General features: G+C 59.5%; 26 protein-coding genes. 25 read left to right on the top strand and 1 reads right to left on the bottom strand.

Annotation, left to right across the window (positions count from 1 at the left end; genetic code table 11):
- Window positions 1-25: 25 nt before the first annotated feature.
- The 20 genes from BJL95_RS11005 to BJL95_RS11095 all read left to right on the top strand — a co-directional run bounded on the left by BJL95_RS11005 (window position 26) and on the right by BJL95_RS11095 (window position 18,163).
- Complete coding sequence (locus tag BJL95_RS11005) at window positions 26-814, top strand: TatD family hydrolase (protein WP_071157932.1); 789 nt, start codon at window positions 26-28, stop codon at window positions 812-814.
- A gap of 244 nt (window positions 815-1,058) precedes the next feature.
- Window positions 1,059-2,180, top strand: a complete 1,122-nt coding sequence (locus tag BJL95_RS11010; protein ID WP_254786777.1) for a methyltransferase — start codon at window positions 1,059-1,061, stop codon at window positions 2,178-2,180.
- A 301-nt stretch (window positions 2,181-2,481) separates the two neighbouring features.
- Complete coding sequence (gene glgX / locus BJL95_RS11015) at window positions 2,482-4,545, top strand: glycogen debranching protein GlgX (RefSeq protein ID WP_071157936.1); 2,064 nt, start codon at window positions 2,482-2,484, stop codon at window positions 4,543-4,545.
- A 196-nt stretch (window positions 4,546-4,741) separates the two neighbouring features.
- Window positions 4,742-5,434, top strand: coding sequence for a class I SAM-dependent methyltransferase (locus tag BJL95_RS11020; RefSeq protein ID WP_071157938.1), 693 nt, complete (start codon window positions 4,742-4,744; stop codon window positions 5,432-5,434).
- 10 nt (window positions 5,435-5,444) lie between these two features.
- A complete protein-coding gene (locus tag BJL95_RS11025) occupies window positions 5,445-6,626 on the top strand; it encodes a beta-ketoacyl-[acyl-carrier-protein] synthase family protein (protein WP_071157940.1) in 1,182 nt (393 codons plus the stop codon).
- A complete protein-coding gene (locus tag BJL95_RS11030) occupies window positions 6,623-7,057 on the top strand; it encodes a hotdog family protein (protein WP_071157942.1) in 435 nt (144 codons plus the stop codon). The genes BJL95_RS11025 and BJL95_RS11030 overlap by 4 nt, the downstream gene beginning before the upstream one ends.
- A complete protein-coding gene (gene fabG, locus BJL95_RS11035) occupies window positions 7,050-7,775 on the top strand; it encodes a 3-oxoacyl-ACP reductase FabG (protein WP_071157944.1) in 726 nt (241 codons plus the stop codon). The genes BJL95_RS11030 and fabG overlap by 8 nt, the downstream gene beginning before the upstream one ends.
- Window positions 7,769-8,995: a beta-ketoacyl-ACP synthase gene (locus tag BJL95_RS11040; RefSeq protein WP_217631681.1), complete on the top strand. Its 1,227-nt coding sequence runs from the start codon at window positions 7,769-7,771 to the stop codon at window positions 8,993-8,995. The genes fabG and BJL95_RS11040 overlap by 7 nt, the downstream gene beginning before the upstream one ends.
- Window positions 8,996-9,012: 17 nt before the next feature.
- Complete coding sequence (locus BJL95_RS11045; RefSeq protein WP_064027453.1) at window positions 9,013-9,372, top strand: hypothetical protein; 360 nt, start codon at window positions 9,013-9,015, stop codon at window positions 9,370-9,372.
- A gap of 37 nt (window positions 9,373-9,409) precedes the next feature.
- Window positions 9,410-9,973: a GNAT family N-acetyltransferase gene (locus BJL95_RS11050; RefSeq protein WP_071157946.1), complete on the top strand. Its 564-nt coding sequence runs from the start codon at window positions 9,410-9,412 to the stop codon at window positions 9,971-9,973.
- An 8-nt stretch (window positions 9,974-9,981) separates the two neighbouring features.
- Window positions 9,982-10,650, top strand: a complete 669-nt coding sequence (locus tag BJL95_RS11055; RefSeq protein WP_139306220.1) for a beta-ketoacyl synthase chain length factor — start codon at window positions 9,982-9,984, stop codon at window positions 10,648-10,650.
- On the top strand, window positions 10,635-11,429 hold the full coding sequence (locus BJL95_RS11060) for a 1-acyl-sn-glycerol-3-phosphate acyltransferase (protein WP_071157950.1): 795 nt from the start codon (window positions 10,635-10,637) through the stop codon (window positions 11,427-11,429). Before BJL95_RS11055 ends, BJL95_RS11060 begins: the two co-directional genes overlap by 16 nt.
- Window positions 11,410-11,673, top strand: coding sequence for a phosphopantetheine-binding protein (locus BJL95_RS11065; RefSeq protein ID WP_071157951.1), 264 nt, complete (start codon window positions 11,410-11,412; stop codon window positions 11,671-11,673). Before BJL95_RS11060 ends, BJL95_RS11065 begins: the two co-directional genes overlap by 20 nt.
- Entirely contained in the window at window positions 11,673-11,921 is a 249-nt protein-coding gene (locus tag BJL95_RS11070; protein WP_071158423.1) for an acyl carrier protein, read from the top strand. Before BJL95_RS11065 ends, BJL95_RS11070 begins: the two co-directional genes overlap by 1 nt.
- Before the next feature lies 1 nt (window position 11,922).
- Window positions 11,923-12,465 (top strand): hypothetical protein, encoded by a 543-nt coding sequence (locus BJL95_RS11075; RefSeq protein WP_071157952.1) that lies wholly within the window; start codon window positions 11,923-11,925, stop codon window positions 12,463-12,465.
- Between the two features lie 3 nt (window positions 12,466-12,468).
- A complete protein-coding gene (locus BJL95_RS11080) occupies window positions 12,469-14,175 on the top strand; it encodes an AMP-binding protein (protein WP_071157953.1) in 1,707 nt (568 codons plus the stop codon).
- A 290-nt stretch (window positions 14,176-14,465) separates the two neighbouring features.
- Window positions 14,466-15,206, top strand: a complete 741-nt coding sequence (locus BJL95_RS11085; protein ID WP_071157954.1) for a glycosyltransferase family 2 protein — start codon at window positions 14,466-14,468, stop codon at window positions 15,204-15,206.
- The gene (locus BJL95_RS11090; RefSeq protein ID WP_071157956.1) at window positions 15,203-16,129 is read left to right on the top strand and encodes a hypothetical protein; all 927 of its coding nucleotides are present in this window, start codon (window positions 15,203-15,205) and stop codon (window positions 16,127-16,129) included. The genes BJL95_RS11085 and BJL95_RS11090 overlap by 4 nt, the downstream gene beginning before the upstream one ends.
- Before the next feature lie 427 nt (window positions 16,130-16,556).
- A complete protein-coding gene (locus BJL95_RS24610; RefSeq protein ID WP_139306221.1) occupies window positions 16,557-16,985 on the top strand; it encodes a ribosome-binding factor A in 429 nt (142 codons plus the stop codon).
- Window positions 16,967-18,163, top strand: coding sequence for an RtcB family protein (locus BJL95_RS11095; RefSeq protein ID WP_071157958.1), 1,197 nt, complete (start codon window positions 16,967-16,969; stop codon window positions 18,161-18,163). Before BJL95_RS24610 ends, BJL95_RS11095 begins: the two co-directional genes overlap by 19 nt.
- Before the next feature lie 278 nt (window positions 18,164-18,441).
- Here the strand turns inward: BJL95_RS11095 and BJL95_RS11100 are convergent, their stop codons facing one another.
- Window positions 18,442-20,217 (bottom strand): GspE/PulE family protein, encoded by a 1,776-nt coding sequence (locus tag BJL95_RS11100; RefSeq protein WP_071157960.1) that lies wholly within the window; start codon window positions 20,215-20,217, stop codon window positions 18,442-18,444.
- Between the two features lie 225 nt (window positions 20,218-20,442).
- Between BJL95_RS11100 and ubiG the strand changes: the two genes are divergently transcribed.
- The 5 genes from ubiG to BJL95_RS11125 all read left to right on the top strand — a co-directional run bounded on the left by ubiG (window position 20,443) and on the right by BJL95_RS11125 (window position 24,141).
- On the top strand, window positions 20,443-21,150 hold the full coding sequence (gene ubiG, locus BJL95_RS11105) for a bifunctional 2-polyprenyl-6-hydroxyphenol methylase/3-demethylubiquinol 3-O-methyltransferase UbiG (RefSeq protein WP_064027479.1): 708 nt from the start codon (window positions 20,443-20,445) through the stop codon (window positions 21,148-21,150).
- A gap of 5 nt (window positions 21,151-21,155) precedes the next feature.
- The gene (locus BJL95_RS11110) at window positions 21,156-21,827 is read left to right on the top strand and encodes an HAD family hydrolase (RefSeq protein ID WP_071157962.1); all 672 of its coding nucleotides are present in this window, start codon (window positions 21,156-21,158) and stop codon (window positions 21,825-21,827) included.
- Window positions 21,818-22,546, top strand: coding sequence for an SDR family NAD(P)-dependent oxidoreductase (locus BJL95_RS11115; RefSeq protein WP_071157964.1), 729 nt, complete (start codon window positions 21,818-21,820; stop codon window positions 22,544-22,546). Before BJL95_RS11110 ends, BJL95_RS11115 begins: the two co-directional genes overlap by 10 nt.
- Window positions 22,547-22,554: 8 nt before the next feature.
- Window positions 22,555-23,103, top strand: a complete 549-nt coding sequence (gene sufT / locus BJL95_RS11120) for a putative Fe-S cluster assembly protein SufT (RefSeq protein ID WP_071157966.1) — start codon at window positions 22,555-22,557, stop codon at window positions 23,101-23,103.
- A 150-nt stretch (window positions 23,104-23,253) separates the two neighbouring features.
- Window positions 23,254-24,141: a GGDEF domain-containing protein gene (locus BJL95_RS11125; protein WP_071157968.1), complete on the top strand. Its 888-nt coding sequence runs from the start codon at window positions 23,254-23,256 to the stop codon at window positions 24,139-24,141.
- The last annotated feature ends 9 nt before the right edge of the window (window positions 24,142-24,150 follow it).

Consider the following 24,150-nt stretch of genomic DNA (forward strand, 5'->3'; position numbering starts at 1 on the left):
GGCCTTGATTTTCGTAAACCATCCGATGTTCATAGACTCCCATTGCCACCTCGACCGGATCGACTTGCAGCCCTACGGCGGCGATTTTGCCGGTTTCGTCGGCGCCGCTCGCGCCCAGCAAATCAGCCGCATGCTGTGCATAGGCATCGATCTGGAGGCCTATCCCGCCATGCGGCGCTTGATCGAGCCTTACCCCGACATTTCGCTATCGGTCGGCGTACATCCAAACGTGACCGACGGCCGCGAACCCGGCGTCGAGGACTTGCTGGAACTGGGGAGCGACGCCAAGGTAATCGCCATCGGCGAAACCGGACTGGATTATTTTCGCAGCCAAGGCGATCTGGGTTGGCAATTTCGCCGCTTTCGTAACCACATCGCCGTCGCCAAGCAGCTGAATAAGCCGCTGATTATTCATACCCGCGAAGCCGGCCAGGATGCGTTGCAGGTGCTCAGGGAAGAAGGCGCCGATACGGTCGGCGGTATCATCCATTGTTTTACCGAGGACTGGGATTATGCCGAAAAAGCCTTGGAACTGAATTTTTATATTTCGTTTTCCGGGATCGTGACCTTCAAGAACGCCGAAGCGATCAAGGATGTCGCCCGGCGAATTCCGGCCGACCGCTACTTGATCGAAACCGATTCGCCGTATCTGGCGCCGGTACCGCATCGCGGCAAGCCCAATTATCCGTTATATGTGCGGTATGTCGCCGAGCACATCGCCGAATTGCGCGGCGTCGACGTCGAGACGGTCGCCCGGCAGTCCACCGAGAATTTTTATCGCTTATTTGCCGGCGGTTTTGGCGAGGCGCATTGATCGAGTGGGAAAAAAAAGCGGTCAGGACCCGGATGTTTGAGGCTGACCGCATAGAGAGGTGGGGTATAACTCTCATTCCCCGTCTGGGGCGCATACAAGAGTCGCGTTTAGTCTACTGAACTAAAGTGCGGTAGAAAATGTGGCATATTGCCGCGTGGCAAATTGTCGCTACTGAAACCATTGGGTGCGGCGACCTAGCCGCCAAGCTCTAGGCGGAAGCCGTCAACCGAATATGGAACAAGAGATGATAGTGCCCCAGGGGCGTTTTCAACTGGCGCGCCTGCCACACCGGCGCCAGGAAACGCTCAGAGCGTGGGATGCGGCCGACGAATATCTGTTGACTCATCTCGCGGAAATCGGGCTTTCCGACCGCGCGAGGATCGCCATTTTAAACGACGGCTTCGGCGCTTTGGCCGTCGCGCTGCACGCGTACCGGCCGACCGCGATATCCGATTCCTGGCTGTCGCAACAAGCCACCCGCGACAATTTGCGCCGCAACGGCCTAGACGTGGCAAACGTCGCATTGCTGGACAGCCTCGGATTGCCTAGCCCCGGTATCGATTGCCTGCTGATCAAAATTCCGAAAACGCTGGCTTTGCTGGAACACCAACTACACGGCTTGAAACCGCGATTGGCCCCCGGCGCTCGCGTGATCGCGGCCGGCATGGTCAAGAATCTGCCGCCCACCGCCTGGAAGTTACTCGAACGCTTGCTCGGCCCTTGCACGCCGTCGCTGGCGGTCAAAAAAGCCCGCTTATTGTTCGTGCAAGTCAATTCCGACTTGGAACTGCCGGCCAATCCCTATCCGACCCGTTACCGGTTGGAAGACGACGAGTTGATCGTCACCAACCACGCCAATGTGTTTTCGCGCGATTCGCTGGACATCGGCACCCGCTTTTTGTTGCGGCACCTGCCGGATCGGACCGGCTACCGCGATTTGATCGACCTGGGTTGCGGAAACGGCATCGTCGGCGTGATGCTGGCCCGGCGCTATCCGGCCGGCCGTTTGGTATTCGTCGACGAATCGTTCATGGCCTTGGCGTCGGCGCGGGAAAATTTCCAAACGGCATTCGCGGATAGCCGCGACGCCGAATTTGTCGCCGGTGACGGCCTGACAGAGTTTCCGGCCGAAAGCGCCGATTGCGTCGTTTGCAATCCGCCCTTTCATCAACAACATACGGTTGGCGACCAGATCGCTTGGTCGATGTTTACCCACGCCCAACGGGTCTTGCGTAGCGGCGGCGAATTGCGGGTGATCGGCAACCGTCATTTGAATTATCAGCTGAGTTTGGGCAAGTTATTCGGCAGCTGTCGGTTAGTGGCGGCCAATCCGAAGTTTTCGGTATTCAGTTGCATCAAGCGTTGAAGGCTTTTCGGGTCCAGGAGGGGCGCCGATCAATTCGTGCTAAGCCTATCGGGAAGGCAATCTGTCTGCGACCAATATCGATCCAGCGGCTAACGGAGCTTACACCTTGTCTGGTCCGCGTCGTCATCCCCTATGACCAAACCGAAACCGCGATACCTCCCTTGACGATTCCGCGCGTTTTGGCGGCCGCCCGATCGGCAACGGCAAAACCCTAGGTTTCGTCCAGTTTCTAGATATTCTCCTAAACTTTCGGTCAGGGATCTTGGTTCGGGAATCCCACGTAACCGGGAGTTTTTGCGACATGAACGGCAAAGTCAACACGGGCAGTTCCTATCCGCTGGGTTCAACCTTGCGTCCGGGGGGCGCCAACTTCAGCGTGTACGCCAAGAATGCTACCTCGGTCGAGCTGCTGCTGTTCGACGCGGCGGATGACGATATACCCAGCCGCATCGTGCCGCTGGACCCGCTACGCCACCGGACCTTCCACTACTGGCACATCTACGCGCCCGACATTCAAGCCGGCCAGTTGTACGGTTACCGGGTGAACGGGCCCAACAATCCCGAGCGCGGCCTGCGTTTCGATCCGGAAAAACTGCTGCTCGATCCTTACGCGCGCGGCGTCGCGGCCGGGCCGAATTACGATCGCCAGGCCGCGTGCCGGCCAGGCGTCAATTGGGGGGCGGCGATGAAAAGCGTCGTGGTCGATTACCGGGGCTACAACTGGGAAGGCGACGCGCCGCTGCGTAAACCGTTTCGCGGTACCGTGATTTACGAAATGCACGTGCGCGGTTTCACCCAGCACGCCAGTTCCGGCGTCGCGGCGAACAAGCGCGGCACCTATGCCGGCGTCATCGAGAAAATTCCGTATTTGAAGGATTTGGGCGTCACCGCCGTCGAGTTGCTACCGGTGTTTCAATTCGATCCGCAAGACGCGCCGCCGGGTCTGAGCAATTATTGGGGCTATTCGCCGGTCTCGTTTTTCGCGCCGCATTGCGGTTACAGCTCGGATTCGGCGCCGCTGGCCGCGATCGCCGAGTTTCGCGACATGGTGAAAGCCCTGCACCGCGCCGGTATCGAAGTGATCCTGGACGTGGTGTTCAACCATACCGCCGAGGGCGATCAGCGCGGGCCGATGTTTTGTTTCAAGGGTCTGGCCAACGATGTCTATTACATCCTTGATGCCCAAAACGGCGCCTACACCAACTACGCCGGCACGGGCAACACCCTGAAGGCCAACCATTCGGTGGTGCGGCGCTTGATTTTGGATAGTTTGCGCTATTGGGTTACCGAAATGCACGTGGACGGTTTTCGCTTCGATTTGGCGTCGATTTTGTCGCGCGACGAAGAAGGCCGGCCGTTTCCGAATCCGCCGATTTTATGGGACATCGAAACCGATCCGGTGTTGTCCGGCAGCAAATTGATCGCCGAAGCCTGGGATGCGGCCGGCTTGTACCAAGTTGGCTGTTTCATCGGCGACTTCTGGAAGGAGTGGAACGGCCAGTTTCGCGACGACATCCGCGATTTCTGGCGCGCCGCGCCGGGTAGCGTCGCCAAATTGCCCAATCGTCTGTTCGCCAGTCCCGATATTTTTGCCGCTGAACGGCGCGAGCCGGAGACCAGCGTCAACTTCGTGACCTGCCACGACGGTTTCACGCTCTACGATTTGGTGTCGTACAACGTCAAGCACAACGAAGCCAATCGGGAAGGCAACCGCGACGGTTGCGACAACAATCTCAGCTGGAATTGCGGCGCCGAGGGACCAACCGATGCCGCGGACATCAACCGGCTGCGCAAGCGGCAGATCAAGAATTTCCTGGCCTTGACCTTGCTTTCCGCCGGCACGCCGATGCTGACGATGGGCGACGAAGTCTGCCGCAGTCAGTGGGGTAACAACAATGCCTATTGCCAGGATAACGAGCTGAGCTGGTTGGATTGGTCCTTGCGGGACAAACATGCCGACATCCACCGCTTCGTCAAACTACTGATCGAGTTGCGCGGCTTGCTGTATACCTGGAAGGAGTCGCAAGCCACGTTGAATCTGTTTTTCCAACAGCTGTATATCGAGTACCACGGCGTTAAACTGCATCAGCCGGATTGGGGACGGGATTCGCACGGCTTGGCGATTCTGATCGCCAAGCTGCAGCGGCCGTATCTGATTTATTTTATTTTCAATAGCTACTGGGAAAGCCTGGCTTTCGAATTGCCGTCGAGTTATCAAAACGCCCCGCTGCAATGGGCGCGGGTGATCGATACCGCGCTGGCGTCGCCGGACGATTGCGTCGGTGCCGAGGCGGCGGTCGCGGTGGGCGAGTTCGTTTACCGCGCTCAAGCCCGGTCGACGGTGATGTTGCTGGCGAAAATCTAAACCGCCGCCGGCGTGCCGGAATCGGTCCTATCCGCTTATAATGCGCCGCTGTTTAACCGTGTCGCGCGGTCAATTTCGACTTATCCGCCTCTGGCTCGCCCGGCAAGACCTAGGACGGGTCAAAAAACCGAAATTCGCGGTGCGATGACTACATTTTCCGCTGGTTTCCCAATCGCCCGATCATAGCGTTGCTGACATGACTCTCTCCCAAACCTGCTGGATCAAGGAAAGCGCCTTCGGCATTTGGTTTTTGAACACCGAAACCTGGCGCAAGCGGGTGTTGCGGGTGGCGATCGCCGATTTGCGGCGTTTGATGCCCGCCGCGCCGGCGGCACCGACGATATTGGACGTGGGCTGCGGCCGGGGCAACTCGTTCGCGCTATTGGCCGAAGCTTTCGCGCCCAGCCGTATCGCCGCGATCGAAATCGACGCCGCGCTGCTGGCCGACGCCCAAGGCCAAGCCGGCCGTTGCCCTTGTCCGGTGACGGTCAGCCTCGGCAACGCCGAGCGCCTGCCGTATCCGGACGCCGGCTTCGATATCGTGTTTTGCCATCAGAGCTTTCATCACATCGTTCGGCATCCAGAGGCGATGCGGGAGTTTTACCGGGTCTTAAAGCCCGGCGGCCTGCTGTTGTTCGCCGAGTCTTGCAAGCGTTTCATCCATTCGCTGCCGATACGCTTGCTGTTTCGCCACCCGATGGCGGTGCAAAAGACCGCCGACCAATATTTGCGCTTGATTCGCGACACCGGTTTTCGCGTCGATGCCGAGCGGATTTCGACGCCGTATTTGTGGTGGAGTAGGCCGGATGCCGGCGCGCTGGAATGGTTCGGCTGGTCGCTGCCCACGCGTCCCGAACCGACGCTGCTGAATCTGGTGGCGGTGAAATAGCGCCGGGCCGATGAGGTATTACTTCAACGATGCGGCATTGCTGTGCGCGCTGGGTCACCAGCGGAGCGAGATACTCGGGGCGTTGCTGCGAGGCGACCGCTCCGGCTTGGTGGCCAGCGACGAGTTCACTCCGGGCCGACCGCTGTATCTAGGCCGGGTCGGGGCCGAATTGCCCGAACTGCCGGATGCTTGGGCCGCGTATCGCTGCCGCAACAATCGCCTGCTATTGGCGGCCGCGCGTCAGCTCGAAAACACGCTGTTCGAAATGACCGCGCGTTACGGTGCCGACCGGATCGGCGTCGTTCTGGGCACCAGCACGTCCGGCGTGCGCAACAGCGAACTGGCTTTGCAAGCGCAGGCCGAGACCGGCGCGATTCCAGCCGGTTTCCATTACAAGCAACAGCAAATGGGGGCCGGTGCCGATTTCTTGGCCGGCTATTTGGGCTTGGGCGGGCCGCGTTACACGGTATCGACCGCCTGTTCGTCCAGCGGCAAGGCGATATTGTCGGCCCGGCGCTTGCTAGATCTGGACTTGTGCGACGCGGTGCTGGTCGGCGGCGCCGACAGCCTGTGCGGTTTGACGGTCAACGGCTTCGCGGCGCTGGAATCGGTCAGCAAGGGATTGTGCCGGCCGTTTGGCGCCGGGCGCGACGGCATCAATTTGGGTGAGGCGGCCGCGCTGTTCGTGATGAGCCGGGTGCCGGGGCCGGTGGCCCTGCTCGGCGCGGCGGCGACTAGCGACGCCCATCATTTTTCCGCGCCCGACCCGACCGGCGTCGCGGTCGTCGCCGCGATGCGGCAGGCGCTAGAGCAAGCTCGCCTAGAGCCGGCGCAAGTCGATTACGTCAACCTGCACGGTACCGCGACCCCGTTGAACGACGCGATGGAGAGTCGGGCCGTGCGTGAAGTGTTCGGCGGTCGAGTGCCGGTCGGCTCCAGTAAGGGCATGACCGGTCATACGCTAGGCACGGCGGCGGCGCTGGAATTGGGATTTTGTTGGTTGTTGCTGACCGATGCCAACCCGGCCGGCGCACTGATTCCCAACGTCAACGACGCCGACGATGATCCGGCCTTGCCCCAGCTGAACTGGGTACGGCCCGGGCAAACGCTGGGCCGGCCGGTCGCGGTATGCCAGAGCAATTCGTTTGCGTTCGGCGGCAGCAACGTCTCGATAGTCGTGGCGCGGGCATGATCGGGTTCGATACGCCGATCGCCGAGCTGTTGCCGCATACCGGCGCGATGGTGCTGTTGGACCGGCTATTGCATTTCGATGAGGCCGGGGTTGCCACCGAGTTAACGGTGCGCGGCGACGGTTTGCTGTTCGGCGACGCCGAGCAGGTGCCGGCCTGGGCCGGTATCGAATACATGGCGCAAACCATCGGCGTTTATGCCGGACTGAAAGCCAAGCAGGCCGGCGAGCCGATCCGGCTGGGCTTTTTGCTGGGTACCCGGCGCTATCTCGGCAATGTCGATTATCTGCCGGTCGGCGCTCGTCTGACGGTCGAAGCCGCGAAAATTCTGCAAGAAGGTCAATTGGGAGTTTTCGAATGCCGGATTCGCGGCGACAATATCGACATTTCCGCCACCCTCAACGTTTTCCAACCTGACGATTTGCATGAATGATACCGTGTTAGTGACCGGCTCCAGTCGGGGCATAGGCCGCGCTATTGCCCTCTATTTGGCCGGTCTGGGTTACGATTTGGTCCTGCATTGTCGCGGCCGACGCCACGACGCCGAAGTCGTGGCGGCCCAGATTGCCGAACTCGGCCGGCAGGCCCGCATCCTGCAATTCGACGTCGCCGACCGGGCTGAATGCGCGGCGGTATTGAACGCCGACATCGACAGTCACGGCGCCTATTACGGCGTGGTATGCAACGCCGGCATCGCCGCCGATAACGCTTTTCCGGCCTTGACCGGCGAGGAATGGGACAGCGTCATCCACACCAATCTCGACGCCTTTTACAACGTCTTGCAACCGCTGGTGATGCCGATGGTCCGGCGCCGTAAACCCGGCCGCATCGTCACGCTGTCGTCGGTGTCCGGCCTGATGGGCAATCGCGGCCAGGTCAATTACAGCGCCGCCAAGGCCGGCATCATCGGCGCGACCAAGGCCTTGGCGCTGGAGTTGGCCAAGCGCGAGATTACCGTCAATTGCGTGGCGCCGGGTCTGATCGCCACCGACATGCTGGACGAACTGCCGCTGGACGAAATCAAGGGCTTGATTCCGGTCCGCCGGGTCGGTCGTCCGGAGGAAGTCGCGGCGACGGTGGCGTTTTTATTGTCCAAGGATGCGGCTTACATCACTCGGCAAGTGATTTCTGTCAACGGAGGCCTGTGTTGAAACGCGTCGTCGTGACCGGCATGGCCGGACTATCGCCGATCGGTAACGATTGGGAAACCATCGCCGAACATTTGCAGGCTGATCGCACCGGCATTCGGACCATGCCGGAGTGGGATATTTATAAAGGACTGAACACCCGCCTGGCCGGGCCGGTCGAGTTCGAGCGGCCGGCGCACTATACCCGTAAGCAAACCCGGTCGATGGGGCGGGTGGCCTTGATGGCGACGCTTGCCACCGAATGGGCGTTGAAGGACGCCGGCTTGTTGTTTCACCCCTGTCTGGACAGCGGTCAAACCGGCATCGCCTACGGCAGTTGCGCCGGCAGTTACGATGCGATCGCCGATTTCGGCAACATGCTGCTCAACCGCGCCACCGATGGCCTGAATGCCACCTCCTATATCCGGATGATGGCGCACACCGCGCCGGTCAATATCGGCCTGTATTTCGGGATCAACGGCCGGGTTTACACCACGTCCAGCGCCTGTACCTCGGGCAGTCAGGGCATAGGCTATGCCTACGAGGCGATCAAATTCGGCCGGCAGCAAGTGATGGTGGCCGGCGGCGCCGACGAGCTGTCGGCTTCCGAGGCGGCCGTGTTCGATACCTTGTTCGCGACCAGCTTGCGCAACGACCATCCCGAGCAAACGCCGCGCCCCTTCGACCGCGACCGCGACGGCTTGGTGATAGGCGAGGGGGCCGGCACCTTCATCCTGGAAGATCTGGAACACGCCCAAGCGCGCGGCGCGCGAATTTACGCGGAAGTCGTCGGTTACGGCACCAATTCCGACGGTCTGCATGTGACCCAACCGGACAGCGCCAGCATGCAAACCACGATGCGGCTGGCGCTGAGCGACGCCGGGTTGGAGCCGGCGGCGATCGGCTATGTCAGCGCCCACGGCACCGCCACCGAATACGGCGACATCGCCGAGAGTCACGCCACCCGCGCGGTGTTCGGCGCGCGGATGCCGGTCAGTGCCTTAAAGAGCTTTACCGGACATACCTTGGGTGCCTGCGGCGTGTTGGAAGCCTGGGCCGCGATCATGATGATGCGCGAGGGTTGGTTTCACGCTACGGCCAATCTGGAAACCGTCGATCCGGCTTGCGCCGAACTCGACTATATTCAGGGCAGTATTCGCTTGTTGACTTGCGAGTACGTGATGAGCAACAACTTTGCGTTTGGCGGCATCAATACCTCGCTGATTTTCAAACGCTGGTCTTAACTTTAATAGGAGACGACATGAAACGATTAATCCTGTGGTTCGCGGCCCTGATGATATTGGCCGGCTGTTCGACGACCGGTCACTTCAAAGTGCCGGATGGCTCGCAACTGTATTTGTACAAACGGCCGGAGCCGGTGCAAATCAGTGCGAACGGCGAAGTTACCACCAAACCGTATTTCTGGACCGCGGCCGGCATGCCGCCCGGCGGCGGCATTCCGTACAAATTGGAGAAAAACGGCAAGGTGCTGAAGGAAGGTAAACTCCGCGCCAAGTTCCGGGTGGTTTCGATCTTTTGGCCGCCGTTCGCGATCATTTACTGGCCTATCGGCTTGAACCCTGACATCACTTACGACTTGATCAACGACAAGCAGGAGTGACCGCGGTGCGCCTGATCGGAACCGAACGGGGGCGGAGATGACCGAAGTCCGCACTCTCGCCACTGCCCGCTTGATACTGCGGCAGTGGCGGGACGCCGACCGGCCGGCGTTCGCGACGATCAATGCCGACGTCCGCGTGATGGCGCATCTGCCGCAAGCCCTGGACCGGGCCGCCAGCGATGCGTTGGCCGAGCGTTTTCAAGCCTTGATCGCCGAGCGTGGTTGGGGATTCTGGGCGGTGGAATTGACCGGTACCGGCGAGTTCATCGGCTACGTGGGATTGCACGTACCCGCCACCCGCCACGACTTCGCGCCTTGCGTCGAAGTCGGCTGGCGCCTGGCCTACCGCCATTGGCGGCAGGGCTACGCCAGCGAGGCGGCGCGGGCCGCGTTGGCTTTTGGATTCGAAACCCTGAGTCTGCCGGAAATCGTCTCGTTCACCGCACTGGGGAACGCTCGCTCGGAAGCGGTGATGCGGCGCTTGGGCATGCGCCGCGACCGCGAATTCGATCACCCGCTGCTGCCGGCAAACAGCCCGTTGCGGCGGCATGTTTTGTACCGATTGGCCGACACGGAGTGGCGGCGGCGTTCGGCGGTTTAAGCGAAGCCATGGCACTCGATTTTACGATTCGCGGCTGGCACGCGGATTTAAACCCGGCCGACGGCCCGGCACCGCGCCAGGTTCCGAAAAGTTTGTTACGACGCTTGAGCCCGCTGGCCCGCCGCGCGTTTCGGGCGATCGACGGCTGCATCGCACCGGGCGAAGCCTTGCCGGCGGTATTCAGCTCCAGCCACGGCCAAATTGCCGATTCGCTGGCCTTGCTGCAAACCCTGCAAGCCGGCGAGGACTTGTCGCCGGCCGGATTTAGCTTGTCGGTACACAATGCCATCGCCGGCCTGTATTCGATGGTTTACGCCCACCGGCTGGAAACAGTGGCTCTGGCGCCCGGCGTGGGCGGCGTGGGCCCGGGCTTTATCGAAGCCTTGGGGCTGCTCGGCGAAGGCAATCAAGAAGTCTTGCTGGTGTTTTACGACGAAGCGCTGCCGGACTTTTATCCGGCTACCGGCTATCGGTTGTCGGCGCCCGGCGCGGCCTTGGCCCTGCGTTTAGCGCGCGGCGGGGCAGGCCTGGTCTGCCGTTTCGAACCGCTGGCCGCGCCGCGCGGCGACGGCGAGCAGCCGCTGCAATTGCCGGCCTTGGTCGAATTTCTTTTCGATACCCGCGCCGAACTGCGTTTGGGCAACAACGGCCAGGGCTGTTTATGGCAAAAGCGCTGATTCGCGGTTTGGACTACGCTTGGCGGCTGTTCGCCACCGCCGTAAGTTTCGCGGTGTTCGGCGTCGGCGGCATGCTGTTGTGGTGGCTGGTGTTGCCGATCTTGGCGTTGCGGCCCGGTTTGCCGGCCGCCAAGCAGCGCCGCGCCCAATACGCGGTGCACCTGAGCTTTTACACCTTCATCGGTCTGATGCATCGGCTGGGCGTGATGACTTACCGGATCGACGGCCTGGAGAAATTGAACCGGCCCGGCCAGTTGATCGTCGCCAATCACCCGACGCTGGTCGACGTGGTATTTCTGCTGAGCCGCATCCGACACGCCAGTTGCATCGTCAAGGCTAGTCTATGGCGCAATCCGGCGATGCGCGGACCGATATTGCACGCCGGCTACATCAGCAACGCCGATTCGCAAGCGATGTTGGACGCCTGCGCCGAACGTCTGCGCGAAGGCGGCTGTCTGATCGTGTTTCCGGAAGGCACTCGTTCGGTACCGGGCCGAGCCTACCGGTTTCAGCGCGGCGCGGCGGCGCTGGCCTTGCAGGCCAACTGCCTCGTCACGCCGGTGGTGCTGCGCTGCCGTCCCAGCACGCTGACCAAGGCCGAGCCGTGGTATCGCATCCCGGCGCGGCGCTTTGCGCTTACAATGCAGGTCGGCGACGCCATCGATATCGACGCCTTTCGAGCGATCGAGCCGCGTTCGATCGCGGTGCGGCGGCTGACCGAAACCTTGCAAGACTACTTTAGCGAACGACGAATGAACGATGAACACGATGGAAACTGAATTAAAACGCCTGATTATCGACACGCTGGCCTTGGAGGATGTCGATGTCGCCGACATCGATAGCGAGGCGCCGTTGTTCGACGGCGGCCTGGGATTGGACTCCATCGATGCGCTGGAACTGGGCGTGGCGATCCGCAAGCGCTACGGGGTCAAGATCGATGCCGAGCAGCACGACGTCGCGGCGATATTCGCGTCGGTGGCGTCGCTGGCGCGCTTTTTGGCGACGGCCGGGAGCGCGGCATGATGCAAACTCGCGAAGACATTTTGGCGGCGATCCGCGACATCATGGTCGAAATGTTTGAAATCGACGCGGCGGCCATCGTTCCGGAAGCCAAACTCTACGAAGATCTGGATTTCGACAGCATAGACGCGGTGGACATGATCGTGCGTCTGAAGGAAGTTACTGGCAAGATGGTCAAACCGGAAGACTTCAAAACCGCTCGCAGCATCGCCGACGTGGTCGAGGCGGTTTACCGCCTGTTGCAGGAGTAGCATGGCGCGTTGCTTGAACGCGGCGATCGGCGTACTGATGTTGCTGTACCCGGCGGCGGTGTATTTCGGACTGCGCTATTGGGAACCGCGCTGGATCGCGGCGGCGTTGGCCGGATTGCTGGCCGCGCGCCTGGCCTTGGCCGGCCAACGCTGGATGCGTCAGGCGGCTTGGGCCAGTCTGGCGTTCGCCGGCTTCGCGGTGTGGAGCAATCAAGTATTGACACTGCGGTTCTATCCGGTTGTGGTCAACGCCGCGATGCTGGCGATCTTCGGCGTCAGCCTGCTGCGCCCGCCCAGCCTGATCGAGCGGCTGGCCCGGTTGCAAACCCCGGATTTACCGGCCGCCGGCGTGATTTACACTCGCCGGGTGACCGTGTTGTGGTGCGGCTTTTTCGTCTTGAACGGCACGGCCGCGCTGGTCACCGCGCTGTATGCCAGCTTCGAGGTGTGGAGTTTGTACAACGGACTGATCGCCTATCTGTTGATGGGGCTGCTGTTTCTCGGCGAATACGGTGTCCGGCGCCGCGCCGCTTGGCGGGGTTAGCGCGTGGCTCGGGCTTTCGATACCGCCGACGACGGCCGGCCGGTGGCTTGGCATCGCGGTCTCTGCTATACGCGCGGCGATTTCCGGTTGGCCGTCGCGGCCTGGGCCGAACGCTTTGCCGCCGATTCCCACCCGCGTTACGGTTTGTATTGCCAGGACGCCTATCCGTTCGCGGTGTTGTTGTTTGCGTTGTGGCAAGCCGGCAAGCAGGTCTGGCTGGCGGCCAATAACCGGCCCGACACCGGCGCCTTGCTGGAAAGCGAAGACTGCCGCTTGCTCGGCGACTGGCCGGCGCACGGCCTGAGCGGGCCGGATTTCAACGCAATCTCCATTGAAGCGAACGGCGCAACCGACACTCAATTGGCCGGGTCGGCGAGTTTTAGCCGACCCTGGGCCGCTTGGCGAGCCTGGACGAGCGGGACCGATCGCCAACCGCCGGACCTCGCCCTGTTCACCTCCGGTTCGACCGGCGTCGCCAAGCCCATTTTTAAAAGCCGGCGCCAACTTTGGCGGGAAGTTGCCGGCCTGGAAGCCCAGTGGGGCGGTATTCTCGGCGCTAGCCCGGTGGCCGGCACGGTCGGCCATCAACACATTTACGGTTTGTTGTTCCGGGTGTTGTGGCCGTTGGCGGCCGGTCGCGCTTTCGTCAGCGAAACCGCGTTGGACGCGGCCGGTTTGCCGGAGCGCGTTTGCTGGATCGCCAGCCCGGCCCATCTGAAGCGCCTGGATGCCGAATCTCCTTGGGCCAAGATTGCCGGTTTCCCAGCCGTCTTCAGTTCCGGTGGCCCGCTACCGGCCGCCGCCGAGGAGCGCTTGGTGGCGCGGGCCGGGCACGCCGCGTGGGAAGTCTACGGCAGTAGCGAAACCGGCGGCATTGCCTGGAGACGATTTCCCGACAACGGCTGGCGCTTGTTCGCCGGGCTGACTCTAAGTCCCGACGGCGAGTTGAGTTCGCCCTATTTACCGGATGCCGAGCCCTATCCGCTGGATGATGCGCTGGCATGGCGGGCCGATGGCTGTTTCGAACTGATGGGCCGGCGCGACCGCATCGTCAAGATCGAGGAAAAGCGTTTGTCGTTAACCGAATTGGAGCAGTGCTTATTGGCCGGCGGCTGGCTGGCCGAAGCCGTGGCCTTGCCGATCAGCGGCCGGCGCGATGCCGTCGCGGTGGCAGGGGTGTTGTCCGCGACCGGCCATCGCTTAATGCTCGGCGACGGCCGCAAGGCGCTGATAGCCGAGCTGCGAGAAGGTCTGCTGCGGCATTTCGAGGCGGTGCTGTTACCGAGGCGTTGGCTGTTTTTTTCGATGCTGCCGGAAACCTCGGCGGGCAAGCCGGATGTGCCGGCCTTGCGGCGCTGGTTGGTCAGCGACGATCGCTTGCCGTTGCCGCGCCAAGTGCGCTGGTCGGGCGACAGCGTCGAGTTGACGCTGAAGATCCCGGCCGATTTGCGTTACTTCGCCGACCATTTTCCTCGGTTTGCGATCTTGCCCGGCGTGGTGCAGTTGGCTTGGGTCGAGTATTACGGCCGCTTGTTGTTCGGTTTCGTCGTGCCGTTTCGGAGTTTGGAAGCGATCAAATTCGTACAGCCGATTCGGCCCGATAGCGAGCTTCAGTTGAATTTGACTTGGCGCGCCGCCGCCGGCCGGCTGGCTTTCGAGTTTCGCGATACCGACCGGGCCTATAGCTCCGGTCGCTTGATCCAAATCTAACCGCCATGAACCTAAAAAATCAGTTCGAACCCCTAAATTCGTTCGTGCCGAGCTTTTCGAAGCCTGGGCGGATTTTAAACCTCGCCCATTTGGCGAGCATTCCAAATCTCGCCCGCCCTTCGACTGGGCTCAGGGCGAACGGGGTTTGGAATGCTCAACGGATTTTTCTGGGATGAAAGTGTTTTGCCCCGGAGAATGCAAAAAATGGGTGTAGATGAGGCTTCAGCCGCGATTGAGGGCGTTTCGACACAGGGAATGGCGTCGCTTCCCAGACGAATGACGGGGCAACCATGACGATCAAGGTCTGCATCGTGATTCCGGTGTACAACCACGAGCGGGCGCTGCCGGCCTTGTTGGCGCGGCTCAAGCCGCACGGACTGCCGTGCCTATTGGTCAACGACGGCAGCTCGCCGGCCTGCGGACAAGTGTTACGCGAGCTGGCCGCCGCGCAAACCGATTGGCTGAGCTTGTTGGAACGGCCGGCGAACGGCGGCAAGGGCGCGGCGGTCGTGGACGGTTTTCGCCAAGCGCTGGCGCGCGGGTTTAGCCACGCGCTGCAAATCGACGCCGACGGCCAGCACGATACCGCCGATATTCCGGCGTTTCTGGCGTTGGCCAGGTTGTATCCGGACGCGATGATACTCGGCGCGCCGCGTTACGGCGCCGACGCGCCGAAGAGCCGGGTACACGGCCGGCGCATCACTAACTTCTGGATTCGTATCAACACCTGGTCGGATGCGATCGCCGACGGCATGTGCGGGTTTCGCTTGTATCCGCTGGCGGCGGTCGAGCACTTGCTGGCTAGGCAGCAAGTGGCTAGCGGCATGGCCTTCGACATCGATATCGTGGTCCGGCTGTATTGGCAAGGCGTCACTGCGCTCAATCTGCCGACGGCGGTGCGTTATCCGGAAGACGGCGTGTCGCACTTTCGGTTGTTCCGCGATAACGCGTTGATTTCCGCGACGCACGCCCGGCTGTTCTTCGGGATGCTGCTCAGACTGCCGGTTTTGTTGCTCAGGCGTTTGCGATGAAGGCTGCCGGCCATTGGGCGCAAATCGGAGAATCGACCTGCGTTTGGGGCATGCGCGTGCTGTTCGGCGTGTTCCGTTACGGCGGCCGGCCGTTGTTGCAGGCGTTCTTATATCCGGTGGTCAGTTATTACTGGCTAAGCCATCCTCGCGCCAGACAGGCCAGTCGCGAATTTTGGCGGCGCTTGGCGGTATTTAACGGCGAGCGGCCGGAGTGTCTGAATTGGCAGAGTTGGCGGCATTTCATCGCCTTCGCCAACGCTATCATCGACAAAATGGCGGCCTGGGCCGATGCCTTGCCGGCGGATGCGGTCGAATTCGAGGGCCGCGAACGGCTATTGGCGGATTTGGGGCGGGGGCGCGGCGCGTTGCTGTTGGCCTGCCATCTGGGCAATCCCGAGGTGTGCCGGGTCATGGCCCGGCGCGATCCGAACGTCAAGATCAACGTGCTGGTACACACCAAGCATGCCGAGCGCTTCAACCGTTTGTTGGCGCGCTACAATCCGGCTAGCGCGTTGAACTTGCTGCAAGTCACCGAGATCGACGCCGGCGTGGCGATGCGCTTGGCCGAAAAAGTCGAGCAGGGCGAGTTGGTGGTCATCGCCGCCGACCGCACGCCGGTGGGCGGCGGCCGGATAGCCTGGGCTGACTTTCTCGGCGCGCCGGCGCCGTTGCCGCAGGGTCCGTTCGTGCTGGCCGGCTTGTTGCAATGTCCGGTGTACGGCTTGTTCTGTATCAAACAGGCCGGCCGGCACCGGATCATTTTCGAGCCGTTCAGCGACGGCTTGACCTGGACCCGCGCCAACCGCGACGCGGTCATCCATGCCGCCGTCCGCCGCTACGCCGAGCGTTTGCAACACCATTGTCTGGCCGCCCCGCGACAATGGTTTAATTTTTACGATTTCTGGCGGGTGCAAAAGTGCTAGAAGACTTGATCGGTAAATGCTTTTTATTTGTGACCCGTATAGTTGGATGATTTCTGTATATCTTGCGGGATTGATTAAGCCCAAGCAATAAACGCCCCTTCGTTCCCGTAATTTCACCATGGTGTATTTTGACACCGTCAGCGATATCAGCCCCATCACTGCAATTAGAAGCAGCACAATATTTTGACATCCGTAGTCCAGGTTACTAAACTGCGCATCTTTTTAACCCACCAACCCACCGAAGGAGGCTGTATGTTCGATTTTGCAACGCGCTTAAGCCTCGCATCCTTTACCGGTCGGTAATTTTCATCCGATCATCAGGATCGGGCTTCCGCATTAATCCCTTATTTTTAATTTTTGGCCGATTCCGGTTAGGGCTTGCTATTGCCGTTGGGCTGCTGGCTTCGGATAGGCTTTGTGGAAGTTTATGAAAACACATCAATCCAACCGCACACGTTTATTGTGCGCAGAATGGCGCGAAGACGATGGTCTAGCGCCTCGTTTCGAACAACGCGACCCAGTTAAACAACAGGCGCGTAAAGATCAACAACTGAGTAAACAGGCACATCGAACTTTAAGTTTATTTCTCGAAGGCGAATGCAAACACCCTGATTTGTTAGGCGTTGAGGTGCTCGCCGTACAGTATGAGCCTGCTAAACAGCGTCTATGTGTCAGCGTTGGCTCTCCCAACAATGCCACTAATAGCGAAGCTATTTTAGCGGCGCTAAAACACAGTCAAGCGGTGCTGCGTAGCGTGGTGGCAGCCAGCTTACATCGTAAAAAAGTCCCGGCTCTCAGTTTTCACTACGTTGGCAGCAACAACACAGGAGGTGAATCATGCCTATTCAAACCCTGATTACCAAGGGCAAAGTGCCGGTCAAAATTTACACAGACCAAGTCGATCCGGCAGCCTATCAACAATTGCTAAACTTATCGCAGATGCCTTTTATGCACAGCCATATTGCCGTGATGCCCGATGTGCATTGCGGCAAAGGCGCAACGGTCGGTTCGGTGATTCCGACGCTGGGGGCGATTATACCGGCGGCAGTCGGCGTGGATATTGGTTGCGGCATGTGTGCCGTGCGATTGTCGGTCAGCGCTAATGATTTGCCGGACAGCTTACGTTCATTGCGGTTAGCGCTGGAAGCGGCGGTGCCGGTCGGTTTTGCCATGCACCGTAGCGATCAAGCACAACGCTCGACCATAAACGCGCTTGGCGTGGGCTTACATCAAATTTTGGATAAACACCCCAAAGTCAATGCCAAGCAAAACAAGCCTTATCAAACTTGGATACGTCAATTAGGTACGCTAGGCGGTGGCAATCATTTCATCGAACTGTGTTTGGATGAAAGCGATCAAGTGTGGATCATGCTGCATTCCGGAAGTCGAGGTATTGGCAATGTGATTGGCGAGTATTTCATCAATCTGGCAAAAAAGGACATCGGGCAGCATTTGGTGAATTTGCCAGATAAAGACTTAGCCTATTTTCGCGAAGGTGCGAAGCACTACGACGATTATTTGCTGGCAGTCAGTTGGGCGCAGGACTATGCAATGACCAATCGACGGGAAATGCTGCGTTTAATCGGCGAGGTATTACATAAAAAATGGCCGAAATTAACCTTCACCAAGGAAGTCATTAACTGCCATCACAACTATGTCGCTCACGAATGGCATTTCGATGCCAAAGTGCTGGTCACCCGCAAAGGCGCAATTCGCGCTGGCGAGGGTGAGCTGGGAATTATTCCGGGCAGCATGGGCGCACGCTCTTACATCGTGCGCGGTAAAGGTAACGAACAGTCCTTTTGTTCGTGCTCGCACGGCGCTGGCCGCCTTATGAGTCGTAGCGAAGCCAAGCGACGTTACAATGCCGACGATCTAGCCCATCAAACACAAGGCATTGAATGCCGTAAAGATAGCGGCGTGATCGATGAAATACCGGCCGCCTATAAGGACATCGAACAGGTTATGGCACAGCAACACGACTTAGTCGAAATCGTGCATCAATTGCGGCAAGTGATGTGCATTAAAGGCTAGTCAATTCAGGCAGGCGATTGCGAACATTTTTGACGTAAGCGCCTGCTCCCTAATATGAATTCTCGCTCATGATAACCATGCGATGAACGGCAGCTTACTGCTTTGCTCTTGCTATTAGATGAAAAGCCTTGAATGTCGCTAACGGGTCGATTTCTGCATTTCATAACTTCCAGGACGATGTCATTCCTCTACGGATAATTCTTCGGATGCGATGATCGAACATGTCATTGTCACCGGTTCAGCCGCGCCTAGACTTTGCCCCGCGATTCCGCCGACCGCTAAAATTCAATCCGCTCCGGTGCGACTCGGAGCACCTCTTCGATGGTCGTGATGCCGGCCGCGACTTTTTCGGCGCCGCTGAGGCGGAGCGGTCGCATGCCTTCCTTGATGGCTTGTTTTTGCAACAAGGCTGTGTCGCAACCTTCGACGATTAGCTTTTCCAAAGTCTGGCTGTTCTCGAAGATTTCGTAGATGCCGATCCGGCCGGCGAAGCCGGTGTTGCGGCATTCCTTGCAGCCGGTGGCGCGGTGGATTTGCTTGGGTGGGGCCACTCGGAACGGCGCGACCAGAGCTTGCCATTGCGCGTCGTCGACGGCGACCGGCGTTTTGCAATACTTGCATAAGACCCGGATCAAGCGCTGTGCCATCACGCCCAATACGGTTTGCTGAATCAGGTAGCCGGGCAGGCCCAAATTCAGCAAGCGGGTGACGGCGGCCGGGGCGTTGTTGGTGTGCAGCGTCGAGATGACCAGATGGCCGGTCAGCGAGGCTTGCACCGCCATTTCGGCGGTTTCCAGGTCGCGGATTTCGCCGACCATGATGATGTCGGGGTCTTGGCGTAGCAGGGTGCGGATGCCGCTGGCGAAGTCCAGGCCGATATTGGCCTGCACCTGCATCTGGTTGAAGACCGGTTCGATTTGCTCGATCGGGTCTTCGACGGTGCACAGATTGATTTCCGGCGTCGCCAGCCGTTTCAGCGTCGAATACAGCGTCGTGGTCTTGCCGGAACCGGTTGGCCCGGTCACCAGGATGATGCCGTGGGTCTGGCCGGTCATCCGATTCCAGATCGCCAATTCCTGCTTGTTGAAGCCGAGTTGTTCGTAATCGCGCAGCAGCACTTCCGGGTCGAATATCCGCATCACCAGTTTTTCGCCGAACGCGGTCGGCATCGTCGATAGCCGCAATTCGATTTCCTTGGCATTCATTTGGGTTTTGATCCGGCCGTCTTGCGGCAAACGCTTTTCGGCGATGTTCATCCGTCCCAGGATTTTCAGCCGGCTCAGCACCGCGTTCATGATCGGCATCGGCAACTGGTAGACGTGGTGCAGGATGCCGTCGATCCGAAAGCGCACGTTGCCTTGCTGGCGGCGCGGTTCGATGTGGATGTCGCTGGCGCGTTGGTCGAAGGCGTATTGCAACAGCCAATTGACCAGATTGACGACGTGCTGGTTGTTGGCGTCCAGGTCCGCCATTTTGCTGAGTTCGACCAATTGCTCGAAGTTCTGGCCGCCGCCGCGCCCTTCGTTTTGGGTTTGCGCGCCTTTCAGCGATTGCGAGAAGTTGTAAAACTCGTCCAGATAGCGCTTGATTTCGTCGGGATTGGCGAACACGCAGCGAATCTTGCCGTGGTGCATCTTGGCCAGGTCCAGTTGCCAGGCGCGGATGAAGGGCTCGGCGGTGGCGACGACAATTTCCTCGTCGTTGATCTTGATCGGCAGGATGTTGTAATTGACCGCATAGGCTTTGCTGAAGATCGCGGTAACGCTGGGTACGTCGATTTTCAGCGGGTCGAAATAGTAGTAGGGCAGCGCCAGCTTTTTGGCCAGCCATTGGGTGAGGTCTTCCTGAGTCAGCAGCTTGCCGAGTTGACTGCGGTCGGCCAATTCGCATTCGCTCAAAATTTTCAACGGATGCTTGTTGAGATTGATCTTGGCGGCCGCGTATTGGCGGCATTTTTCCAGGTCCGCTTTCGACAATATGCCGTCGTCGTCCAGCCACTGGATAATGCGCTGGATGTCCAGCTTGTGGTCTTCCGTCTTGCTTTCTTCCCGCATACGCCGCTTCTGGGTGAGTGGAAGGCTTAGTCTAGCCAAATCCGGCGGAAGTTGGGGAGAATTGCCCGTCCCGAGTAACGCTGACAATCTTGGGTGCTTGGACGGCCGATTTCAACGCCATTCGATGAAGCGGGTCGCGGCGAACCGAATGCTTGCAGTTGCCGCATGACGAATAACCTAGTGTTAAAGTAAACTATCGCCAACTTACACAGCGCGCGGTAGATCATGACGGCAGCAGACAACGTACATCCTCACGAAATTCATAAGTTCGGCGCTCAAGCGGAGCGCTGGTGGGATCCGAACGGCGAATTGCATACCTTGCACGCCGTTAATCCGCTTCGCTTGGCATTCATCGGCCGGCAAGTCGATTTGGCCGGCAAGCGGGTGGTTGACGTCGGTTGCGGCGGCGGCATTCTGACCGAAGGTTTGGCCGGGCAGGGCGCCGATGCCTTGGGTATCGATCTGAGCGAAGATTTGCTCGATATCGCCGATCTGCACAGTCTGGAAACCGGTGTGGCGGTCAATTACCGTAAGGTCAGCGCCGAACAATTGGCGGCCGAGGAGCCGGGTGGCTTCGACGTGGTGACCTGTATGGAAATGTTGGAGCACGTTCCCGATCCGGCTTCGGTGGTCAAGGCATGCGCGACGTTGGTCAAACCGGGCGGTCTGGTGTTTTTTTCGACCTTGAACCGGGTGCCGAAGGCTTGGCTCCTGGCGATCGTCGCCGCCGAGCATCTGCTGAAAATGGTGCCGAAGGGCACTCACGAATATAAAACCTTTATCAAACCGGCCGAATTGGATCGAATGGCGCGGGCCGGCGGTCTGGAATTGCAGGCAATGACCGGCATCGAATACAACCCGTTCGCCAAGCGCTTCAGTCTGGGCCGCGATATCGACGTCAACTACATCGCCGCGTTCGCGCGTCCGGAATAAACCGCATGACCGACTTCAAACTGGAGTGCGTGTTGTTCGATTTGGACGGTACCCTGGTCGATACCGCGCCGGACCTGATCGCCTGTCTAAATCGAACCCTGGCGGCGCACGGTTTTGCCGAAATTGATCCGGCGACGGTGAAGCCGGCGATTTCGCGGGGCGCCATGGCGATGATTCGGCAAGCGGTTACGGTGGACGAAGCCACGGCGCAAATGATGTTGAGCGACATGTTGGACGCCTATCAGGCCAATATTGCCGAACACAGTCGCTTTTTCGACGGCATCGGCGATTGCCTGGATGCCATCGAAACCGCCGGTTTGAAGTGGGGGGTCGTGACCAACAAAAAGCAGCGGTTTACCTCGCCGTTGTTGCGAGCGCTGGCGTTGGACACGCGCGTGGCTTGCGCGGTCAGCGGCGACACCACCGCGTTTAGCAAGCCGCATCCGGAGCCGATGTTCGAAGCTTGCCGGTTGGCCGGCGTAACACCCGAGCGCTGCGTCTACATTGGCGATGCGCCGCACGACATTGCCGCCGGCAAAAACGCCCGTATGAAAACTCTCGCGGCCTTGTACGGCTATTTGAACAGCGACGACCAGCCGGACACTTGGGGGGCGGACGCGATGATCGAACATCCCCGTCAACTGACGCAATGGATCCAAACCAGTCTATGTCATTAAACGATCGAGTTATTTTAATTACCGGCGCCGGCGGCGGTTTAGGGAGCGCGGCCGCGCTGGCTCTGGCCGGACAGGGCGCCAGCCTGATTTTGCTGGACAACAGCATCCCTAAATTGGAAAAGACCTACGACGCGATCGTCGCGGCCGGCGGTCCGGAACCGACGATGTACCCTTTCGATTTGGCCGGCGCCACCGAAGCTCAATATCAGGAAATGGCCGACGCCATCGCCGAGCGCTTCGGCGCATTGCACGGCGTATTGCACTCGGCGGTGGAATTCAGCGCGTTCAGCCCCATCGCCAATTACAAAACCAAGGACTGGGGGCATGCGTTGAACGTCAACCTGAACGCGGCGTTTTTACTCTGCCGGGTTTTGCTGCCGGTGTTGCTGGCGGCGGAGCATGCTTCGATCGTGTTTACCTCGGATTCCTCGGCTCGCAAGGGCCAGGCCTATTCCGGCGCTTACGGCGTTTCTAAAATCGCATTGGAAGGTTTCGCGGCGATATTGGCGGCCGAATTGGAATCCGCCGGCAAAATTCGGGTCAACACCTTGGTGCCGGGGCCGGTCGACAGTCCGTTGCGGCGTAAGGCCTATCCGGCCGAAGACAAGGCGGCGCTGCCGGCGCCCGCCAGTTTGCAGCCGGCCTACGTTTATTTATTCAGCGACGCCAGCCTCGGCGTCACCGGTCAAATTATTGACGCCCAGACATTCAACCGTTGAAACGAGCTATGGCAGACAGAGAAGTGGTGTTTTTAAACCGTGACGTCAACATCGTCACGATTCCCGACGGCCATCACGGCATGTTGCGCAAGGGTCAGGAAGTTACGATCCACCAGTCCTTGGGCAGTAACTATACGGTTTTCACCGATTACGGCCACATGGTGCGGATCGCCGGCGTCGACGCCGACGCGCTCGGCAAGGAGCCTCAGCATTTGCATACCCTGGTGTCGGAAACCGATGCGCAGGCGGTCGAGCGCAATTGCTGGGAAGTGATGAAAACCGTCTACGATCCGGAAATTCCGGTGAATATCGTCGATTTGGGCTTGGTCTACGGTTGCGACGTGACGGCCAACGCCAACGGTGGTCACGACGTCCGGATACGGATGACGTTGACCGCGCCGGGTTGCGGCATGGGGCCGGTGATTCAAGGCGACGTCGAGAAGTGTATCCGCGGTTTGCCCGGCGTCGACAGCGTGGATGTCGAAGTGGTCTTGGACCCGCCCTGGTCCAGGGAAATGATGTCGGAGGTGGCTCAGGTTCAATTGGGTCTGTTTTGAGCGGCGCCGGGAATCCGGCGGAAATTTGCCGCCTTGTTGCTTCGAATCGGCGTTTAATTTATTAACCAATTGAAAAAAAACGCTTAAAACAAGCTGGCACGGTCCTGGCTTTCGATGGCTTGAACGCCAACTCGATCACTGGGGACCGTCATGAAAGAACAATCCGCCGAATTAGCCGTCGTCAGCAATAAAACCTTCGAAGCCTCGACGGCGGTCAATCTTCATCATTACGACATCAGCAGTGCCTTGCAAACTACGCTGGAGTTCGACGAACTGATCGGTATTTTCTGCAACAAGATTCAAGCTACGATCCCGCACAACGGCGTCGAATACAACCATCCGCTGTTCAATATGCACTATCAGCGCGGGGTGATGGCTCGCCACTCATGCTCTTATGTCTTGAAAGTCGAAGAGCAGGAGCTGGGCGAACTGAAGCTGACCCGTACCCAACGCTTCGGCCGCGAAGAGCTGAAAATGCTGGAAAGCCTGTTGTGCTGTCTGATTTATCCGTTACGCAATGCCACGCTGTTTCAACAAGCCTTACGGATGGCGTATACCGATCCGTTGACCAAAACCAACAATCGCGCGGCCTTTAACGATAGCTTGCAACGCGAGGTCAAGCGGGCGGTACGCCATGGCCAGCATTTGTCCTTGGTCTTCGTCGATATCGATCATTTTAAGAATATTAACGACCAATACGGCCATGCTTGCGGCGATTTGGCCTTGGCATCGGTGGCCGCCTGGTTACGCGATAGCGTGCGCGGCAGCGATGCGGTTTACCGCTTCGGCGGCGAAGAGTTCGTGATTTTATTGGCCGACACCGACATCGACGGCGCCGGGATTATCGCCGAGCGTCTGCGCGCCGACATCGAGTCGCATACCCTGGCTTACGGCATGGATGTGTTGAATTTGACCGCCAGTTTGGGCGTTGCCACGCTGCAAGGCGACGACAGCGCGGAATCGCTGGTCAAGCGCGCCGACAAAGCAATGTACGCGGCCAAACAACGCGGCCGCAACCGGGTGGAATTGGCCGCCTGACGGCAAGGC

The organism is Methylomonas sp. LWB, assembly GCF_001856095.1.
Classification (GTDB): domain Bacteria; phylum Pseudomonadota; class Gammaproteobacteria; order Methylococcales; family Methylomonadaceae; genus Methylomonas; species Methylomonas koyamae_A.

Bases quoted from the DNA above. Each gene is read 5' to 3' on its own strand.
- BJL95_RS11005 (WP_071157932.1), top strand. From the start codon at position 26: ATGTTCATAGACTCCCATTGCCACCTCGACCGGATCGACTTGCAGCCC.
- BJL95_RS11010 (WP_254786777.1), top strand. From the start codon at position 1,059: ATGATAGTGCCCCAGGGGCGTTTTCAACTGGCGCGCCTGCCACACCGG.
- glgX (WP_071157936.1), top strand. From the start codon at position 2,482: ATGAACGGCAAAGTCAACACGGGCAGTTCCTATCCGCTGGGTTCAACC.
- BJL95_RS11020 (WP_071157938.1), top strand. From the start codon at position 4,742: ATGACTCTCTCCCAAACCTGCTGGATCAAGGAAAGCGCCTTCGGCATT.
- BJL95_RS11025 (WP_071157940.1), top strand. From the start codon at position 5,445: ATGAGGTATTACTTCAACGATGCGGCATTGCTGTGCGCGCTGGGTCAC.
- BJL95_RS11030 (WP_071157942.1), top strand. From the start codon at position 6,623: ATGATCGGGTTCGATACGCCGATCGCCGAGCTGTTGCCGCATACCGGC.
- fabG (WP_071157944.1), top strand. From the start codon at position 7,050: ATGAATGATACCGTGTTAGTGACCGGCTCCAGTCGGGGCATAGGCCGC.
- BJL95_RS11045 (WP_064027453.1), top strand. From the start codon at position 9,013: ATGAAACGATTAATCCTGTGGTTCGCGGCCCTGATGATATTGGCCGGC.
- BJL95_RS11050 (WP_071157946.1), top strand. From the start codon at position 9,410: ATGACCGAAGTCCGCACTCTCGCCACTGCCCGCTTGATACTGCGGCAG.
- BJL95_RS11055 (WP_139306220.1), top strand. From the start codon at position 9,982: ATGGCACTCGATTTTACGATTCGCGGCTGGCACGCGGATTTAAACCCG.
- BJL95_RS11060 (WP_071157950.1), top strand. From the start codon at position 10,635: ATGGCAAAAGCGCTGATTCGCGGTTTGGACTACGCTTGGCGGCTGTTC.
- BJL95_RS11065 (WP_071157951.1), top strand. From the start codon at position 11,410: ATGAACACGATGGAAACTGAATTAAAACGCCTGATTATCGACACGCTG.
- BJL95_RS11070 (WP_071158423.1), top strand. From the start codon at position 11,673: ATGCAAACTCGCGAAGACATTTTGGCGGCGATCCGCGACATCATGGTC.
- BJL95_RS11075 (WP_071157952.1), top strand. From the start codon at position 11,923: ATGGCGCGTTGCTTGAACGCGGCGATCGGCGTACTGATGTTGCTGTAC.
- BJL95_RS11085 (WP_071157954.1), top strand. From the start codon at position 14,466: ATGACGATCAAGGTCTGCATCGTGATTCCGGTGTACAACCACGAGCGG.
- BJL95_RS11090 (WP_071157956.1), top strand. From the start codon at position 15,203: ATGAAGGCTGCCGGCCATTGGGCGCAAATCGGAGAATCGACCTGCGTT.
- BJL95_RS24610 (WP_139306221.1), top strand. From the start codon at position 16,557: ATGAAAACACATCAATCCAACCGCACACGTTTATTGTGCGCAGAATGG.
- BJL95_RS11095 (WP_071157958.1), top strand. From the start codon at position 16,967: ATGCCTATTCAAACCCTGATTACCAAGGGCAAAGTGCCGGTCAAAATT.
- BJL95_RS11100 (WP_071157960.1), bottom strand. From the start codon at position 20,217: ATGCGGGAAGAAAGCAAGACGGAAGACCACAAGCTGGACATCCAGCGC.
- ubiG (WP_064027479.1), top strand. From the start codon at position 20,443: ATGACGGCAGCAGACAACGTACATCCTCACGAAATTCATAAGTTCGGC.
- BJL95_RS11110 (WP_071157962.1), top strand. From the start codon at position 21,156: ATGACCGACTTCAAACTGGAGTGCGTGTTGTTCGATTTGGACGGTACC.
- BJL95_RS11115 (WP_071157964.1), top strand. From the start codon at position 21,818: ATGTCATTAAACGATCGAGTTATTTTAATTACCGGCGCCGGCGGCGGT.
- sufT (WP_071157966.1), top strand. From the start codon at position 22,555: ATGGCAGACAGAGAAGTGGTGTTTTTAAACCGTGACGTCAACATCGTC.
- BJL95_RS11125 (WP_071157968.1), top strand. From the start codon at position 23,254: ATGAAAGAACAATCCGCCGAATTAGCCGTCGTCAGCAATAAAACCTTC.